This window comes from Streptomyces sp. NPDC092296 (genome assembly GCF_044755465.1).
GTDB lineage: Bacteria > Actinomycetota > Actinomycetes > Streptomycetales > Streptomycetaceae > Peterkaempfera.
Map to the genome: position 1 here is coordinate 84,523 of NZ_JBIVRB010000012.1, position 15,946 is coordinate 100,468.

13 protein-coding genes and 1 pseudogene are annotated in these 15,946 nt (G+C 70.5%); 10 read left to right on the forward strand and 4 right to left on the reverse strand.

What is annotated here, in order from left to right; all coding sequences use genetic code 11:
* Positions 1-144: 144 nt before the first annotated feature.
* The 3 genes and pseudogenes from ACIQGZ_RS22875 to ACIQGZ_RS22885 form a co-directional block, all read right to left on the reverse strand.
* Positions 145-1,665 (reverse strand): DHA2 family efflux MFS transporter permease subunit, encoded by a 1,521-nt coding sequence (locus ACIQGZ_RS22875; protein ID WP_402604592.1) that lies wholly within the window; start codon positions 1,663-1,665, stop codon positions 145-147.
* Between the two features lie 1,092 nt (positions 1,666-2,757).
* A pseudogene (locus tag ACIQGZ_RS22880) lies at positions 2,758-2,937 on the reverse strand (DNA-binding response regulator); the annotation flags it as partial.
* A 239-nt stretch (positions 2,938-3,176) separates the two neighbouring features.
* Positions 3,177-3,809: a TetR/AcrR family transcriptional regulator gene (locus ACIQGZ_RS22885; RefSeq protein WP_402604595.1), complete on the reverse strand. Its 633-nt coding sequence runs from the start codon at positions 3,807-3,809 to the stop codon at positions 3,177-3,179.
* 207 nt (positions 3,810-4,016) lie between these two features.
* On the opposite strand from ACIQGZ_RS22885, the gene ACIQGZ_RS22890 reads away from it, so the two are divergent.
* From ACIQGZ_RS22890 to ACIQGZ_RS22905, 4 genes are all read left to right on the forward strand, one after another.
* A complete protein-coding gene (locus ACIQGZ_RS22890; RefSeq protein WP_402604597.1) occupies positions 4,017-5,033 on the forward strand; it encodes an aromatic ring-hydroxylating dioxygenase subunit alpha in 1,017 nt (338 codons plus the stop codon).
* Between the two features lie 33 nt (positions 5,034-5,066).
* The gene (locus ACIQGZ_RS22895) at positions 5,067-5,999 is read left to right on the forward strand and encodes a PDR/VanB family oxidoreductase (RefSeq protein ID WP_402604599.1); all 933 of its coding nucleotides are present in this window, start codon (positions 5,067-5,069) and stop codon (positions 5,997-5,999) included.
* A 91-nt stretch (positions 6,000-6,090) separates the two neighbouring features.
* Complete coding sequence (locus tag ACIQGZ_RS22900) at positions 6,091-6,495, forward strand: RidA family protein (RefSeq protein ID WP_402604601.1); 405 nt, start codon at positions 6,091-6,093, stop codon at positions 6,493-6,495.
* A gap of 55 nt (positions 6,496-6,550) precedes the next feature.
* Positions 6,551-7,120: a DJ-1/PfpI family protein gene (locus ACIQGZ_RS22905; RefSeq protein WP_402604603.1), complete on the forward strand. Its 570-nt coding sequence runs from the start codon at positions 6,551-6,553 to the stop codon at positions 7,118-7,120.
* Between the two features lie 193 nt (positions 7,121-7,313).
* Here the strand turns inward: ACIQGZ_RS22905 and ACIQGZ_RS22910 are convergent, their stop codons facing one another.
* Positions 7,314-8,258: a methionyl-tRNA formyltransferase gene (locus ACIQGZ_RS22910; protein ID WP_402604606.1), complete on the reverse strand. Its 945-nt coding sequence runs from the start codon at positions 8,256-8,258 to the stop codon at positions 7,314-7,316.
* A gap of 262 nt (positions 8,259-8,520) precedes the next feature.
* Between ACIQGZ_RS22910 and ACIQGZ_RS22915 the strand changes: the two genes are divergently transcribed.
* The 6 genes from ACIQGZ_RS22915 (at position 8,521) to ACIQGZ_RS22940 (ending at position 15,936) form a co-directional block, all read left to right on the forward strand.
* On the forward strand, positions 8,521-9,870 hold the full coding sequence (locus ACIQGZ_RS22915; protein ID WP_402604608.1) for a lysine N(6)-hydroxylase/L-ornithine N(5)-oxygenase family protein: 1,350 nt from the start codon (positions 8,521-8,523) through the stop codon (positions 9,868-9,870).
* Between the two features lie 11 nt (positions 9,871-9,881).
* Entirely contained in the window at positions 9,882-10,940 is a 1,059-nt protein-coding gene (locus tag ACIQGZ_RS22920; RefSeq protein ID WP_402604610.1) for a FecCD family ABC transporter permease, read from the forward strand.
* On the forward strand, positions 10,937-11,998 hold the full coding sequence (locus ACIQGZ_RS22925; protein ID WP_402604612.1) for a FecCD family ABC transporter permease: 1,062 nt from the start codon (positions 10,937-10,939) through the stop codon (positions 11,996-11,998). The genes ACIQGZ_RS22920 and ACIQGZ_RS22925 overlap by 4 nt, the downstream gene beginning before the upstream one ends.
* 63 nt (positions 11,999-12,061) lie before the next feature.
* A complete protein-coding gene (locus ACIQGZ_RS22930) occupies positions 12,062-12,910 on the forward strand; it encodes an ABC transporter ATP-binding protein (RefSeq protein WP_402604788.1) in 849 nt (282 codons plus the stop codon).
* 112 nt (positions 12,911-13,022) lie between these two features.
* Positions 13,023-14,087 (forward strand): iron-siderophore ABC transporter substrate-binding protein, encoded by a 1,065-nt coding sequence (locus ACIQGZ_RS22935; protein WP_402604615.1) that lies wholly within the window; start codon positions 13,023-13,025, stop codon positions 14,085-14,087.
* A gap of 46 nt (positions 14,088-14,133) precedes the next feature.
* Entirely contained in the window at positions 14,134-15,936 is a 1,803-nt protein-coding gene (locus ACIQGZ_RS22940; protein ID WP_402604617.1) for an ABC transporter ATP-binding protein, read from the forward strand.
* Positions 15,937-15,946 lie beyond the last annotated feature (10 nt).

Below are 15,946 nucleotides of genomic sequence, written 5' to 3' on the forward strand. Positions count from 1 at the left end.
GATGAAACCTGGACCTCTGCGGTCTGGTGGACGACGGGGTCCGGCAAGCCTTGGCAGCGGTCGTGCGGTGGACGGCATCGCCCGGACATCCCCCGGACGTCCCCCGACGGACGGAATAGCGGGCGGTCCGCCGCTGTTGACCCGTCACCTGCCGCAGAACGCCTGCGGTCGGCCGGCCGGGGCCTGCGGTGGGCGTGCCGGCGGCTCGCGGGTGGCATGTCGGGTGGCAAGTCGGGTGGCGCTCGGGTGGGGGAGAGGATCGCCGGTGAGGTACGAGGTGCTCGGTCGGCCGGGCAGCGCGAGGCCGACCACCACGATCACCGCGGTGATCGCCAGCTCCCACCAGAATGTGGTGGAGTAGGCGTTCCGCACGGACTGGCCGTTCGCGACCCCGCGCTGGATGAGCAGGGCCACCAGGGCCACGCCGAAGGACCCGCCGACCTGGTTCAGCGACAGCATCGTGCTGGTCGCACCAGAGGTCTTCTCCAGCGGCACGGTGCGGTAGAGCGAGGCCAGCGTCGGCGCGCCGACGCAGCCCAGGCCGAGGCCGGCGACGACCGCGTACAGGCCGAGCAGCACCTGGCTGGTGGAGGCGTCGGAGAGTGCGTTGCCGAGGATGCCGAGCACCACCAGGGCGGCACCGAGCGGTACGAGCAGGTTGGCGCCGGTCCTGTCGCTCAGCCGGCCCGCCAGCGGCATGCCGAGGAAGGTGCCGACGCCGAACGGCGCCAGCAGCAGACCGCCGGCCGTCAGGCTCTGGCCGTGCACCTGCTGCTGGTAGAGCGGCAGCAGCACGTAGAGCGAGAAGACCGCGGCGCCGGTGAGGGCCATCGCGATCACGGCGGCGGTGAAGCCACGGCCGGCGAGCAGCCGGACGTCGATGAGCGGCCGGCGGCGGGTGGTGAGCGCGTGCACCACGAACCCGGCGACCAAGGCCGCGCCGACGAGCAGCGAGACGATCACCGTGGTGGAGCCGAAGCCCTGGTGCGCGCTCTGCGACAGGCCGTAGACGAGGACCGCGAAGCCGGGGCTGAGCAGCAGGGTGCCGAGCACGTCGAACGTGGCGCGGTCGCCCGTGGCCGGGGCGTCGGCGGGCACCACCGTCAGCGAGAACACCAGCGCCGCCAGCACGATCGGCACATTCACCAGGAACAGCCAGCTCCAGTGCAGGTTGTCCGCGATGACGCCGCCGAGGATCGGTCCGATCACCGGACCCAGCGTCATCGGCAAAGCCAGCAGGCCCATCACCCGGCCCAGCCGGGCGGGCCCCGTGGCGCGCGCGGTGAGCGTCATCATCACCGGCTCGATGATGCCGGCGGCCACACCCTGAAGGATGCGGAAGACGATCAGCGAACCGATGTCCCAGGACAGCGCCGAGCCGATCGCGGTGAGGGTGTAGATCACCAGGCCGAACAGCCAGACCCGCTTGCCGCCGAAGCGGTCCACGGCCCAGCCGGTCACCGGGATGGTGGCGGCCACCGCCAGCAGATAGCCGGTGATGACCCACTCGGCGGTGGTCAGCGTGGTGTCGAAGCTCTGGGCCAGGGGTCCGAGTCCGACGCCGACGATGGTCGCGTTGAGTGTCGCGGTGACGGACGCCAGCGCCATGACGATGATCAGCTTCACCAGGGGGCCGTCGAGCCGGTCCTCGGCTGATTGACTCATTTCAGTCCTTCGGGCAGCAGGGAAGGGAATTGGGGGGAATGGGCGCGGTCGTCGCAGCCCACGCCTGCCGAATGCGACGAGCGGTCGCAGCGGCGTACCGAAAGAGCGTATGAACAATTCCCGGTCCAAGGCCATCGGTCCTTAGGAATGCTTAAGGCCGCCGACCCGAATATCGGGTCGGCGGCCTTTACCGAATCCCTGACGGATAGTCAGGCGCCCCGTGACCTGCGGGTTCTCCTGAGGGGGGCCCGGCCCGGAGGGTTTTCCGGGGGCTTTAGGTCGAGTGCGGTGCGGTGGAGTCCGGGCGTTCGACACCCTCGTTGGCGAGGACGTCTGAAGCCGGAGCAGCCTGGACGGATCGAGTCCGGAGACGGCGGGTCGGAGGGCCGGCGACCCGCACAGCGGAGAGGCGTGTTCTCCGATCGGGTCTGGAGCAGTAATGGAGGCCGCACGCGAATGCGAGGAACCCACTGCGGCATCACGTGCAATCCGCCTACGTCACATGCCCTCCAGGGGTCCGTGGTGGGGGAAACCCGACCATCAGGTCTCGACCTGGCCGTCATGACGCGGCCCACCGACCGGGCTGCAATGGATGAGTGCTTACTCATCAGGCCCACGAGGCGGGGAAGCGCGGGTGGCTGTGGTGCGCCGGCTGGCTCGTGTCCGCCGCGTGGTCTCGTGCCGGCGGCGGACCGCCTTGCCGCCGGGCTCGCCCTGGCCTTCCTGCTGGCCCCGGCCGGTCGATTCGGATACCTCGCGCTGCCGGTCGTCCTGGTGACGTGGTGCCGACTGGTCCGGGGCGCACACCCGGCGGTCCCGCCCCGAAGTCGCCTCCTGCGGGTCCGCCCGGCCCGCCGCCCGGTCACTGCGGAGAGCGTCCGATGAGCGCCCGCTTCCGGCCTCATCACCGGCAGCACGGCCGCCGGATCGCCGTCCCGCAGGTTGGCGGCGACCGCCGCAACCACCTCTTCACCGCCCGGTCCTCCCCTGTCCCACCGCTGTGAGGCGACGTCCCATGGGCACCACGCTGATCGTGACCAATGACTTCCCGCCCCGGCAGGGCGGCATCGAGACCTTCGTCCACGCGATGGCCACCCGCGTCCCGGAACCCCGGCGGCTTCCGCACATCGGTGATCACGACGTCCGGCCGGTCGGCGTCCACGGCGCGGGCCGGCTCGTCGGCGTCGCCCACGGCGGCGATCACCTCGTGCCCCACCCGGGCGAGCAACTCCACAGGCCGGCCCGCAGCAGCACCGCGTCCTCGGCCGGCACTACACGGAGCACGGGACCTCCACACGCAGTCGGGTCGGGCCGCCGACCGGGCTGGTCACGATGAGCCGGCCCGTCAGGATGGCCAGCCGGTCCGCCAATCCCTGCGGTCCGGCGCCGGTGGAGGGGTCGGCTCCGCCATGCCCGTTGTCGGTGATGAGCAGGACGAGCATCTCGTCCCTGAGCCGGACGGCGACGGCGACCTCGTCGGCGCCGCTGTGCTTGGAGGCGGGCCGTTGCGGTCACCCGGCCGTGGCATGGTCGATCGCGGTCTGGACGCGTTCGGCGAACTGCGGTTCGAAGTGCGGCATGAGCAGCAGCATCGAGTGGAGTACGCCTTCGCGCGCGTCGAGTTCGTGCAGCCGGGTGGGCCCACGGAACGCGACGGTGAAGCTCGTCCAGTTCCAGATGATGATGAAGACGTCCTCGGCCAGGCGGCGCCGGTCGTCGTGCGGCAGGGCCGTCATCGAGCCCTGCTCGATCAGGGCGTCGATGGCGGTGGTGGTCCAGTCGAGGATCCACGCGGTCAGGCCCCTCAGCCGGGCGGCGAGCAGCTCGTCGCGCCCGGCGATCTCCACGATGTTGGCGAAGAAGAAGCGGTACCGCCAGACCGTGTCCAGGCCGTGGAGGAAGACCTCGGCCCACTGCTGCGGCGTCACCGGTGCCGACAGCGGGGCCATCACCTCGCGGGCGGTGGCATCGATCCGCTCGAACAGGGAGCGGATGATGTGCTCCTTGCTGCGGAAGTGGTAGTAGAGGTTCCCGGGGCTCATCTCCAGGTGGTCCGCGATGTGATTGGTCGTCACGGCCTGGACGCCCCGGCTGTTGAACAGCTCCAGGCTGCCATCGAGGATCCGGTCCTTCGTGCCCGCCATGATTCCTTGGCCTCCGCTCCGTCTGCCCGCCGTCGGCGCCCGTGCCGAGGCAAGTGTGTCCAACTCGTTGACACCGACACCCCTAGAGCTAATACTCCAGAAACGCGGCTAGAGCCTTAACTCTAATCTTCTTCCCGGGACCCGAAGCCGGTATCCCGGACGTCTGCGTCCGCCGATCGCGCGGGGTAGGGAGTCTCCATGTCCGCCATGTCCGCCACGTCTTTCGAACAGCCCGTCCCACCAGCGCGCCGCCGCATCCTCGCGCCGCCGGTCCCGCCCGAGGGAGAGGGCGGATTCTCCCGATCGTGGTTCCCGGTCTGCCTCTCCTCGGACGTCCCCAGCGGGAAGGTCGTGGGCCGCGACTTCCTGGACGGCCGGGTCGTGGTCTACCGGGGAGCCGAAGGGGCGGCGAGGGTGCTGAGCGCCTACTGTCCGCATCTCGGTGCCGACCTCGCGGTGGGCGACGTCCACGAGGGCCGACTGCGCTGCGCGTTCCACCACTGGCGCTTCGACGACTCCGGCGCCTGCGTCGGCACCGGCTGCGGCGACCCGGCCCCGCCCCGCGCGCAGCTCTTCGCCTTCCCGGTGCAGGAGCGATACGGCCTGGTCTGGGCCTTCAACGGCGACGCCCCCACCTTCGACCTGCCGGACTTCCCGTTCCCCGACGGCGAGCTGGTGGTGCGGACGCTGGAGCTGGATGAGATCTTCCCCGTCGACCCGTGGGTCTTCTGCGCCAACACCCCCGACATCCAGCACATCAAGGCACTGCACGGCATCACCTTCGACAACGGGGACCCCGACCCCGAGCAGTTCACCTGGACCGACCACTCCTTCCGCTACGGCTTCGAGGGGCGGCTGCCCTCCGGTGACCCCATCTCCTACGAGATCGGCATCACCGGCACCAACATCTTCTACCAATCGGGCTCGGTCAACGGCCGCTGGTTCGGGTTCATCATGCCCTTCGGCATCCCCCAGCCCGGAGCGATCACCTCGTTCCTGGTGCTGGCGGCCCGGGAGGAGGACGGCGACCAGGGCGACACGGAGGCGTTCCTCGACTCCGTGCAGGCGCTGGAGGAGAGCATCGTCGCGGACGACCGCCCGGTGCTGAACACCATCCACTTCCGGCCGGGCACCACGACCCGCAGTGACAAGGCGCTCAACCGGTTCCTCCAGTACGTCCGCGACTTCCCCCGGACGCACCCGTCACGTGACTTCATCAACTGACGGCGCGTCCCGCCACGACCTGGGATGAACACGATGACCGACCTGCGTGTCCGGCAACTGCGCTGGGAAGCCGACGACATCGTCTCCCTCACCCTTGCCGATCCCCACGGCAGGCGGCTGCCCTCATGGGAGCCGGGCGCGCATGTGGACCTGCACACGCCCGCCGGTGTCCGCCAGTACTCGCTGTGCGGTGTTCCACGGCACCGCGACGCGTGGCGGGTGGCGGTGTACCGCGAACCCGGCGGGCGCGGGGGATCGCAGTGGGTCCACGACGGGCTCCGGGTCGGCGGCCTCGTCGCGGTCGGCACCCCCCGGAACGCCTTCCCCCTCCTGCCGGCGCCGCGCTACCTGTTCATCGGCGGCGGGATCGGCGTGACCCCGCTCCTCCCCATGATCGACCAGGCCGGGCGGGCCGGCGTGCCGTGGACACTGCTCTACGGCGGTCGGCGCAGGTCGTCCATGGCGTTCCTCAGCGAACTCGGCAGGTACGGGGACCGGGTCCGGCTCCGCCCGGAGGACGAGTACGGACGGCTCGACCTGGCGGCGGAGCTGGACGGCCTGGCGGCGGGAACGGCGGTGTACTGCTGCGGACCACCCGGACTCGTCGCCGCCGTCGAGGAGCACGGCCGGTCCTGGCCGCCCGGCGTCCTCCATGTCGAGCGCTTCGCACCGGCGGCGCGGCCCAACCCGGTGGCCGACACCGCGTTCGACGTCGAACTCGTCCGCTCCAAAGTGACGCTGCACGTCCCCGCCCGGACGTCCATCCTCGACGTGGTCGAGCGGGCCGGCCTGGCGAACGTCGGCAGCTGCTACCAGGGCACCTGCGGCTCCTGCGAGACCACGGTGGTCGAGGGAACCCCCGACCACCGGGACTCCGTGCTCTCGGCCGACGAGCGCGCCGCCGGGACCAGCATGATGCTCTGCGTCTCCCGCTGCACCTCGTCCCGGCTGGTCCTCGACCTCTAGCCCGTTTCCCGCAGGGAACCCAAGGCATCGCCCACACACCGCACACACATGTCCCCGACTCTCGCGGCGAGAGTCCGGCGAAGGGATCTCCATGGCCAGCCACCTGTCCGCTTCCGACTACCTCGGCGCGTCGGTGTTCGACACCTTCGCCTTCGCGCAGACCGTGGTCGCCGGCGACACCATCCACCTGTCCGGAATGACACCGCTGCGCGGTGAGGTCGACGCGCTGGAACTCGTGTGCCCCGACGACCTGCGCGGGCAGACGGAGTTCGAGCTGGACATCCTCCGGCGCTCCCTGGAGCAGGTCGGCGCCCGGCTGACCGACGTGGTGTCCGTGACGGTTTACACCACCGACATCGACGCGCTCACCGCGCACGCCGACCTGTTCCGCTCCGCCTTCGGGGCGGTCCCCCCGGTGGCGACCTGGGTGCAGGTGCAGCGGCTGCTGCACCCCGGCCAGTTGGTCGAGATCACCGCGACCGCCGTCCGGCGTTAGCCCCCCGACTACGCCGAACCACCCCAGCCTCCCACCCCCTCCACAGGAGATCCCCATGCCACGCGTACTCATCCTCGCCGGCGACGCCTCCGAGGCGCTGGAAACCGTCTACCCGCACCAGCGGCTGCTGGAGGAGGGGTACGAGGTCCACCTCGCCGCGCCCTCCAAGAAGAAGATCCAGCTGGTCGTGCACGACTTCGTGGAGGGGTTCGACACCTACACCGAGAAGCCCGGATACCTCTGGGACGCCGACATCGCCTTCGCCGATGTGCGGCCCGAGGACTATGTCGCGCTGGTCATCCCGGGTGGGCGGGCACCGGAGTACCTCCGCTACGACACCCATGTGCGGCGCATCGTCGACCACTTCGTCAGCGAGCGGAAAGTGATCGCGGTCCAGTGCCACGGACCCCTGATCCTCGCCGTGACGGGAGCGCTCAAGGGCCGCCGTACGGCGGGCTGGCCCACCATCTCCGCCGACCTGGAGGCGGCCGGAGCCGACTACGTCGACGACGAGGTGGTGGTCGACGACAACCTGGTCTCCGGCCTGGCATGGCCCGCCCACCCGGTGTGGATGCGCCGGGTCGTCGCTCTCCTGCGGGAGCACGCCCCGGTGGCGGCAGCCTGATCCGGCGCGGCGGAGCCCGGCCCGGCGCGGTGACCCGCCGGGCCGGGCTCCGCCGCGCGGCACCGTTCCCGGCCGTCCCACCGGCCGCCGCCTGCCCGGCACCGCACCCCGCTCGGTAGCCGGATCGCGCGAACGCCCTGATCGGCCGTCAGCTCGGGGCGCCGTCAGGTCCGCACCCTCGCGGCCCGGCGGGTCAGAGGTTGGTCAGATAGCCGCCCATGGAGGTGAAGTACTCGGCCGCGGGCAACTCCCGGCCGTCCTCGGTCCGTACCCGGGTGACGGCCAGGCCGTGGTTGCGGCCGGTGCGGGCATCGGCTCCGGCGACGATCACCACGCCGTCGCCCTCGCGGTAGAAGATACGGCCGGGCGTGCCGCCGTACCGGCCTTCGGACACACGCGCGGCCAGGACTTCGAGCCGCCTGCCCCGGTGGAAGGTGAACGCGCTCGGATACGGCTCGGACTGGGCTCGGACCAGGCGCTCCAGGTCCGCCGCCGGCCATGTCCAGTCGATGCGGCTGTCCTCGATGGACCGCTTGTGGAAGAAGCTCGCCTGGGACCGGTCCTGCTTGGTGAACCCGGTGTGCCCGGAGGCGATCAGGTCGAGCGCGCCGGTGGTCACCGGGGCGATGAGGTCGACGGTCTTGTGGAACAGGTCGGTGGCCGTGTCCGTCGGCCCGACCGGTACCGCTTCCTGCCGCACGATGTCGCCGGCGTCGAGCTCGTCGTCCATCAGGTGCGCGGTGACGCCCACCTCGGCCTCGCCGTTGATCAGCGCCCAGATCAGCGGGGAGAAGCCGGCGTACTTCGGCAGCAGCGAGTCGTGCACATTCAGCGTGCCGTGGCGCGGCAGGTTGAAGATGCGCGGGGGAATCCAGGTCCGCCAGTTGTTGGCCACGATGATGTCCGGGGCGGCCTCCTTGAGCCGCTCGAACAACTCGTCGTCGTCAGGGCGGTTGCGGATGAGCACGGGGACGCCGCGCTCCTCCGCGAGGTCGGCGACCGAGTCGCTCCAGATCTTCTCGTACGCGTGCTCACTCCTGGGGTGTGTCACGACCAGCACCACGTCGTGCTCAGAGTCCAGGAGGGCCTGCAGGGTGCGGTGCCCCCACGTCTGGTAGCCGAACATGACGACCCGCATGGGGTTCCTCCTCCAGGTGGGGACTGGCCGTGCAAAGTAAAGCAAGGCTTGCCTAAGTGGTCAACTGGGCTTCGCTGGAGGTGCGTTGATGGCCGGCTCCTGCTCGACTGCCCGGGTTGTCCGTGGACAGCACTCCGAAATTAGCTTAGGCTCACCTAAGTTACTGGGCCGCGGTTCTTCGGCGTGCCCGACTTCCGTACTTCCCGATGCTCGACCGACGGCTGCCTGCCCGCACGGTGGCCGCCCGCACGATGGGAGTGACATGGCACAGGCTCGTACTGGCGACGCCCCTCTGATCCACGACCTCATAGGCATCGGCTTCGGGCCGTCCAATGTGGCCATGGCGATCGCGCTCAGCGAGCACAACGCACGGGTCGGTGAGGAGGAAGCGGTCGCCGCCCTCTTCTTCGAGCAGCAGCCGCGCTTCGGCTGGCACCGGGGGATGCTCATCGACGACGCGACCATGCAGGTGTCCTTCCTCAAGGACCTGGTGACGCTCCGGAACCCCACCAGCGAGTACAGCTTCCTGTGCTACCTCAAGAGCAAGGGGCGGTTGATCGACTTCATCAACCACAAGAACCTCTTCCCGCTGCGGGTGGAGTTCCACGACTACTTCGAGTGGGCCGCCGGCCATGTCGACGACATGGTCTCCTACGGCCACGAGGTCGTCGGCATCATGCCGGTCGTCCATGACGGTACGGTGGAGTACCTGGACGTGACGGTCCGCTCGGAGGACGGACTCGCGGTCCACCGGGCGCGCAACCTCGTCATCGGCACCGGCCTGCGCCCCCTGATGCCGGAGGGCGTGGAGCGCACCGACCGCGTCTGGCACAACTCCGAACTGCTGGCGAAGGTCGACGGACTGGAGGGCGCCTCGCCCTCCCGGTTCATCGTGGTGGGCGCCGGACAGAGCGCCGCCGAGAACGTCGCCTACCTCCACCGCCGCTTTCCCCGGGCCGAGGTCTGCGCCGTCTTCTCCCGCTACGGCTACAGCCCCGCCGACGACAGCAGCTTCGCCAACCGGATCTTCGACCCCGCCGCCGTCGACGAGTACTTCACCGCGCCGGAGAGCGTCAAGCGTCGGCTGATGGCCTACCACGGCAACACCAACTACTCCGTGGTGGACATCGACCTGATCGACGATCTGTACCGGCAGATGTACCGGGAGAAGGTCCTCGGCACCGAGCGTCTGCGCTTCCTCAACGTGTCCCGGCTCACCGACGTCAAGGAGGAGCCGGACAAGGTCCGGGCCACCGTCACCTCCCTCGTCACCGGCGAGGAGACCGCCCTGGACGCGGACGTGGTGGTCTTCGCCACCGGCTACAGCCCCGCCGACCCGCTCGGCCTGCTCGGTGAGGTCGCACACCGCTGCCTCCGCGACGAGGAGGGCCGCGTCCGCGTCGAGCGCGACTACCGCATCGCGGTCGACCCCGACCTGCGCTGCGGCATCTACTTGCAGGGCGCCACGGAGCACACGCACGGCATCACGTCGTCCCTGCTGTCCAACACTGCCGTCAGGGTCGGCGAGATCCTGGACTCGCTCCTCGACCGGGGCCTGAAGTCCGCTTCGGACGAGGCCCGGCCGTTCGTCCCCGGCGAGGCAAAGGGCTAGCGTACGTCGACATGGGCACGGCTACAGTCGAACGCCCCGCGTCCGGGGGCACAGCACGGTCCCGTCGACGGCGGGTTGTGGGTTTGGGCACGCTTGTGGTGATCCTGGTGGCCGCCGGGGCGGTGTCGCTCGCTGTCGGTGCGCGCGCGTTGAGCCCCGCCGAGGTGTGGCACGGGTTGTTCGCGGCGCCGGACTCCGACCAGCGGCGCACCGAGATCAGGCTCATCGTGCAGACCGTGCGGGTGCCCAGGACGGTGCTCGCGATCGTGGCGGGCGTCGCCCTGGGGGTCGGCGGGGCGCTGATCCAGGGGTACACACGCAACCCGATCGCCGACACGGGCCTGCTGGGGGTGAACTCCGGGGCCTCGTTCGCCGTGGTGTCGGTGATCGCCCTGTTCGGGTTCGCCAACCCGTTCCAGTACGTCTGGTTCGGCTTCCTGGGGGCGGCGGTGGCCGGTGCCGTCGTGTTCGGGGTGACGAGCATCGGCCGGGGGGCCGGCAATCCGCTGACGCTGGCACTGGCCGGACAGGGGGTCGCGGTGTTCCTCGCGGCGATGACCACTGCGGTCGCCCTGTCGGACCAGGCGTCGCTGAACGCGCTGCGCTTCTGGAACGCGGGCTCCGTGACCGGCGTCGGATTCGACGTCATCTGGCCGGTGACCGCGTTCATCGCGGTCGGCCTGGTGCTGGCGGCGACCACGCTGCCCGCCATCAACCTGCTCAACCTGGGGGACGATGTGGCGCGGGGGCTGGGAGTCAGCATCGCGCTGAGCCGGACCGTCGGCATCACCGCCATCACCCTGCTGGCGGGCGCGGCGACGGCGGCGTGCGGCCCCATCGCGTTCCTCGGGCTCATGGTGGCCCATGTGGCCCGGTACCTGGCCGGCCCGGACTACCGCTGGCTGGTGCCGTACGCGGGTCTGCTCGGCGCCATCGTCCTCCTGGTCTGCGACATCGTGGGGCGTTTGGTGGTGCGGCCGAGCGAGTTGGCCGCCGGTGTCGTCGTCGCTCTCCTCGGCGCCCCGTTCTTCGCGGTCCTGGTGTGGCGCGGAAAGTTCAAGAACGCATGAACGGAACAGGTGTGAAGCCATCGGTGGCGCCGGGCGTCCGGCTCGGCGGCGTGTCGTTCGTATGGCGGCCGTGGATCGTCTGCGTCACGCTGCTGCTGGCGGCGGCGACCTTCCTGCTGTTCTGCCTGTCCATCGGCGTCGGGGACTTCCCCATCGCCCTGCCCCAGGTGATCGCCACGATCTTCGGCCACGGTGCGGCGGTCGACCAGTTCGTGATCATGGATCTGCGGATGCCGCGCGCCCTGGCCGGGCTCATCGTGGGCATCGCGCTGGGGGTGTCCGGGGCGATCACCCAGTCCATCGCGCGCAATCCGCTCGCCAGCCCGGACGTCCTGGGGGTCACCGGGGGCGCCGGCGCGGTCGCGGTCTTCCTGGTGACGGTCTCGGGCGGCACCGCCGCGGCGATCGTCGGCTCCGTGGGCCTCTCCGCCGCGGCTCTCGCGGGCGGTCTCGGGACGGGGCTGCTGGTGTACTTCCTGGCGTGGCGGCGTGGGATCGACGGCTTCCGGCTCATCCTCATCGGCATCTCGGTGAGCGCGGTGATGGAGGCGATCACGACCTGGCTGCTGGTCACCGCCGACATCAGGGACGTGGCCCGAGCTCAGGCCTGGTTGGTCGGCTCGCTGGAGGACCGGTCGTGGGACGAACTCCGGGCGGCGCTCTGGTGCCTGCTCGTCATCCTGGTCGTGCTGTCGAGTGCGGCGTTCCAGTTCAAGCCGATGCACTTCGGCGACGAGATCGCCGCGGGCCTGGGCGTCCGGTATCGGATGGTCCGGGCGGTCCTGCTGCTCTGCGCGGTCCTGCTGGCCGGTGTGGCGGTGAGCGTGGCCGGCCCGGTCCCGTTCGTGGCGCTGGTGGCGCCGCAGGTGGCCATGCGTCTGGCGCGGTGCGCCACCCCTCCGCTGGTGGCCTCCGGTGTGGTGGGGGCCCTGCTGCTGATCGGCGCGGACCTGGTCGCGCGTACGGCACTGCCGATCACCCTCCCGGTCGGCGTGGTCACCGCCGCGATCGGCGGTCCCTTCCTCGTCTATCTGCTGGTGCGGCCGAACCTGAGATAGCTGGTACAAAGATTAGGCATACCTAAATAAGGGGGGCTTGTGGTCGCTCAGCACATCACCGGGATCGAGCCCGGGGCCGATCGGCACACCACCGGGACCGGGTCCGGGGCCGATGACGTCGCACGGCTGGCAGCCAGGGGCGTCAGGGTCGGCTACGGCGGCCGGACGGTCATCGACGATCTGGACGTCGCGATCCCGCCAGGGGTGATCACCACGATCATCGGCCCCAACGGCTGCGGGAAGTCGACCCTGCTGCGGACCCTGTCGCGGCTGCTCAAGCCGGCCAGGGGGACGGTCGTGCTGGATGGCGAGGACATCGTCAAACTCAGGACCAGGGACGTGGCGAGGAAGCTCGGCCTGCTGCCGCAGGCACCGGTCGCACCCGAGGGGCTGACGGTGGCCGACCTGGTCGCCAGGGGCCGCCATCCGCACCAGAGCTGGCTGCGGCAGTGGTCGTCCGACGATGCCGCCGTCGTGGAGCACGCGCTGGCGATGACCGGGGTGGCCGACCTGGCGGACCGTCCGGTCGACTCGCTGTCCGGTGGACAGCGCCAGCGCGTCTGGATCTCGATGACCCTGGCCCAGGGCACCGACCTGCTGCTGTTGGACGAGCCGACCACCTATCTGGACCTGGCGCACGCGATCGACGTGCTCGACCTGGTGGACGACCTGCACGAGTCGGGGCGCACGGTGGTCATGGTGCTGCACGACCTCAATCTGGCCACGCGCTACAGCGACAACCTCGTCGTGATGAGGGCGGGGTCGATCCTGGCACAGGGGCACCCGCGTGACGTGATCACCGCGGAGGTGCTGCACGAGGCCTTCGGGCTGCGCGCCAAGGTGATCGACGACCCGGTGGGTGACCGGCCGCTCATCGTGCCGATCGGGCGTACCCACGTCCAACTCGGCTAGCTCTCGGCAAAGTTGTGAGCTTAGGGTAGGCTAACCTTAACTTGATGGGACACGGTTTGCCTGCCCTTGGACCTGGGCGTAGCGGGCAGCGCGAGAAGCAAGGGGATTGTGGATGCTCCTCCAGAGAACGGCGCGTATGAGGCCCTGGCGGCGGGCGGCGGCGGTACTGTCCGTCGCGACTCTCAGCGTCGGACTGCTCGCGGGATGCGGCTCCGGCTCGGGCTCGGGCTCGGCCGACAAGGCGAGCGGCGGCACCTCGACCGCCGCGGCCGGCGCCTTCCCGGTCACCGTGGAGCACGCGTTCGGGTCTACGGAGATCACCAAGGCGCCCCAGCGGGTCGTCTCCGTCGGCTACACGGACGACCAGACCATCCTGGCGTTCGGCATCAGGCCGGTCGGCATGGTCGACCAGTACCCGAACCCGGCGGGCCGGAGCCCGGACATCAACACCCAGTGGCCCTGGGTGAAGGACAAGTGGGGCGACACCAAGCCCGAGGTCATCATGGAGAACGGTGACTCCGGCCCCAACTACGAGAAGATCGCCGCCCTGCGTCCGGACCTGATCATCGCGGTCTACTCCGAGATCGACCAGGCCGCCTACGACAAGCTCTCCAAGATCGCCCCGACGGTGGGTCGCACCAAGGCCGAGAAGGAGCCGTTCAGCGCGCCCTGGCAGGACAACGCGCTACAGATCGCCAAGGCACTCGGCAAGGCCGAGGAGGGCGAGAAGATGGTGCAGGACACCCAGAGCCGGCTCGACGCGGCCAAGAAGGCGCACCCCGAGTTCGCGAACGAGACCGCTGTCGCACTGTCCTGGTACAAGGACTCGGTGGCGCCGTTCACCTCGACCGACGTGCGCGGGCGGCTGCTGACGGGCATCGGCTTCAAGTACCAGACCGCAATCGACGAGGTCGCGGGCGGCAACTTCTACACCACCCTCTCGCCCGAGCGCATCGACCTGGTCGACGTCGACCACATCTTCGTGATCGGCGACAAGGCGGACACGGAAGCGCTGAAGAAGTTCAAGCTGTTCACCAACCTGGACGCGGTCAAGAACGGCAAGGTGACCTACCTGCTGGACAGCGAGGGCCCGGCGATCGGCGCGGCCATCTCCCAGGGCACCCTGCTGTCCATGCCGTACGCGATCGACGAACTCGTCAAGTCGGCGGTCGGCTAGCGATGGCGATCCGCATCGCCCGTCCCTGGCCGGCCCGGGTCCCGGCGTGATCACGGCCGATCCGCGCGTCGCCCCGGCGACCCCGCGCACCGCGACCCTGCGCACGGCGACCGGGCGGGAGGCCACCCGATGGGTCGCGGCCAAGTGCCGCGAGGTGCCTTGGCTGACGACCGCCACCGTGCTCACCACGGTGGTCGGCGCGGCGCTCCAGGTGCTCCCGGTGCTGCTGCTCGGCCGGGTGGTCGACGGGGTGGCCGAAGGCGAGCCGCGCTCGATCCTGGTCACGGTCGGAGCGTTGCTGGGGGCCGCCGCGCTGCTCGGCGCGGCGGCCACCGCGGTGTCGACCTACCTGATCGGGCGGCTGGGCGCGGATCTCCTCGCGCGGCTGCGGGAGGGCTCCGTCCGGGTGGTCCTCGGAATCCCGAGCACGCGGATCGAGCAGGTCGGCCGGGGAGACGTGCTCTCCAGGGTCGGTGACGACGTCGCCGTGATCTCCCGGGGCATCCGGACGGCGATCCCCACGGTGTTCTCGGCGGGAGTGCTGGTCGCCATCGCCACGGTCGGCATGTTCGGACTGGACTGGCGGCTCGGCCTGGCGGGCGCCGGCGCGCTGCCCGCGTATGCGCTGGCCCTGCGCTGGTACCTCCCCCGGTCCGCCCCGCTCTACCGCAAGCAGCGGGTGGCCCAGGCCGACCGCGCACAGGCGTTGATCACCGGTCTGGACGGGATCGACACGGTCCGGGCCTACCGCCTTGAGCACGCCTTCCGCGAGAAGGTCACCAGTGAGTCCTGGCGGGTGCGCGACCTCGGTATCGAGGTGTTCCGGTTCTTCGGACGGCTCGTCGGCCGGGAGAACCGCGCCGAGTTCATCGGGCTGGTCCTGATCATCGTGGTGGGGTACGCCCTGCTGGAGGCCGATGCCGCCAGCCTGGGCGAGGTGCTGGCAGCCCCGCTGCTGTTCCACCGGCTGTTCACCCCGCTGGGCGCCATCATGTTCACCTTCGACGAGGCGCAGAAGTCGGGCGCGAGCCTGACCCGGCTGGTGGGAATGCTGGGGGAGGACGCGGAAGGCCGGCTGGTGGGCGACCCGGCCGTCCCGCCGGCGGACACCGCGTCGTACCCGGTGAACGTACGGGGGCTGACGTACCGGTACCCCGGCGCCGAGGAGCCGGTCCTGCGGGATGTCGACCTGACGATCCCGGCCGGCGGTTCCCTCGCGCTGGTGGGGGCGACGGGCGCCGGCAAGTCGACCCTGGCCGCGCTGATCGCGGGCATCGGGACCCCGCAGGCAGGGTCGGTGCGCATCGGGTCGACCGACCTCACCGACCTGGACGAGGCCGGCGCGCGGGCCCTGGTGAGCATCCTGACGCAGGAGACACATGTGTTCTCCGGTCCGCTCGCCGACGATCTGCGGCTGGCCGCGCCGGGGGCGACCGACGCCGAGCTGATGGACGCGTTGCGCACGGTCGGCGCCGACGGGTGGGTCGAGGCGCTGGCCGAGGGGCTGGACACCATGGTCGGTGAGGGCGGCGAGCGCCTGGACGTCACCAAGGTGGCCCAGATCGCCCTGGCCCGGCTGGTGCTGGGCCGGTCGCCGGTGGTGGTGCTCGACGAGTCGACCGCCGAGGCGGGCAGCGAGGGGGCCGCCGAGCTGGAGCGGGCCGTGTCGGCCGCCTGCGCGGGCCGGACCACGCTGTTCGTGGCGCACCGGCTGACCCAGGCGATGGCGGCGGACCGGATCGCGGTGCTGGACGCGGGACGCGTGGTCGAGCAGGGCACGCACGAGGAGCTGGTGGCCCTGGGCGGCCGGTACGCACGACTGTGGCGGGCCTGGCGAGAGGCCGGTTAGTCACCCGAGG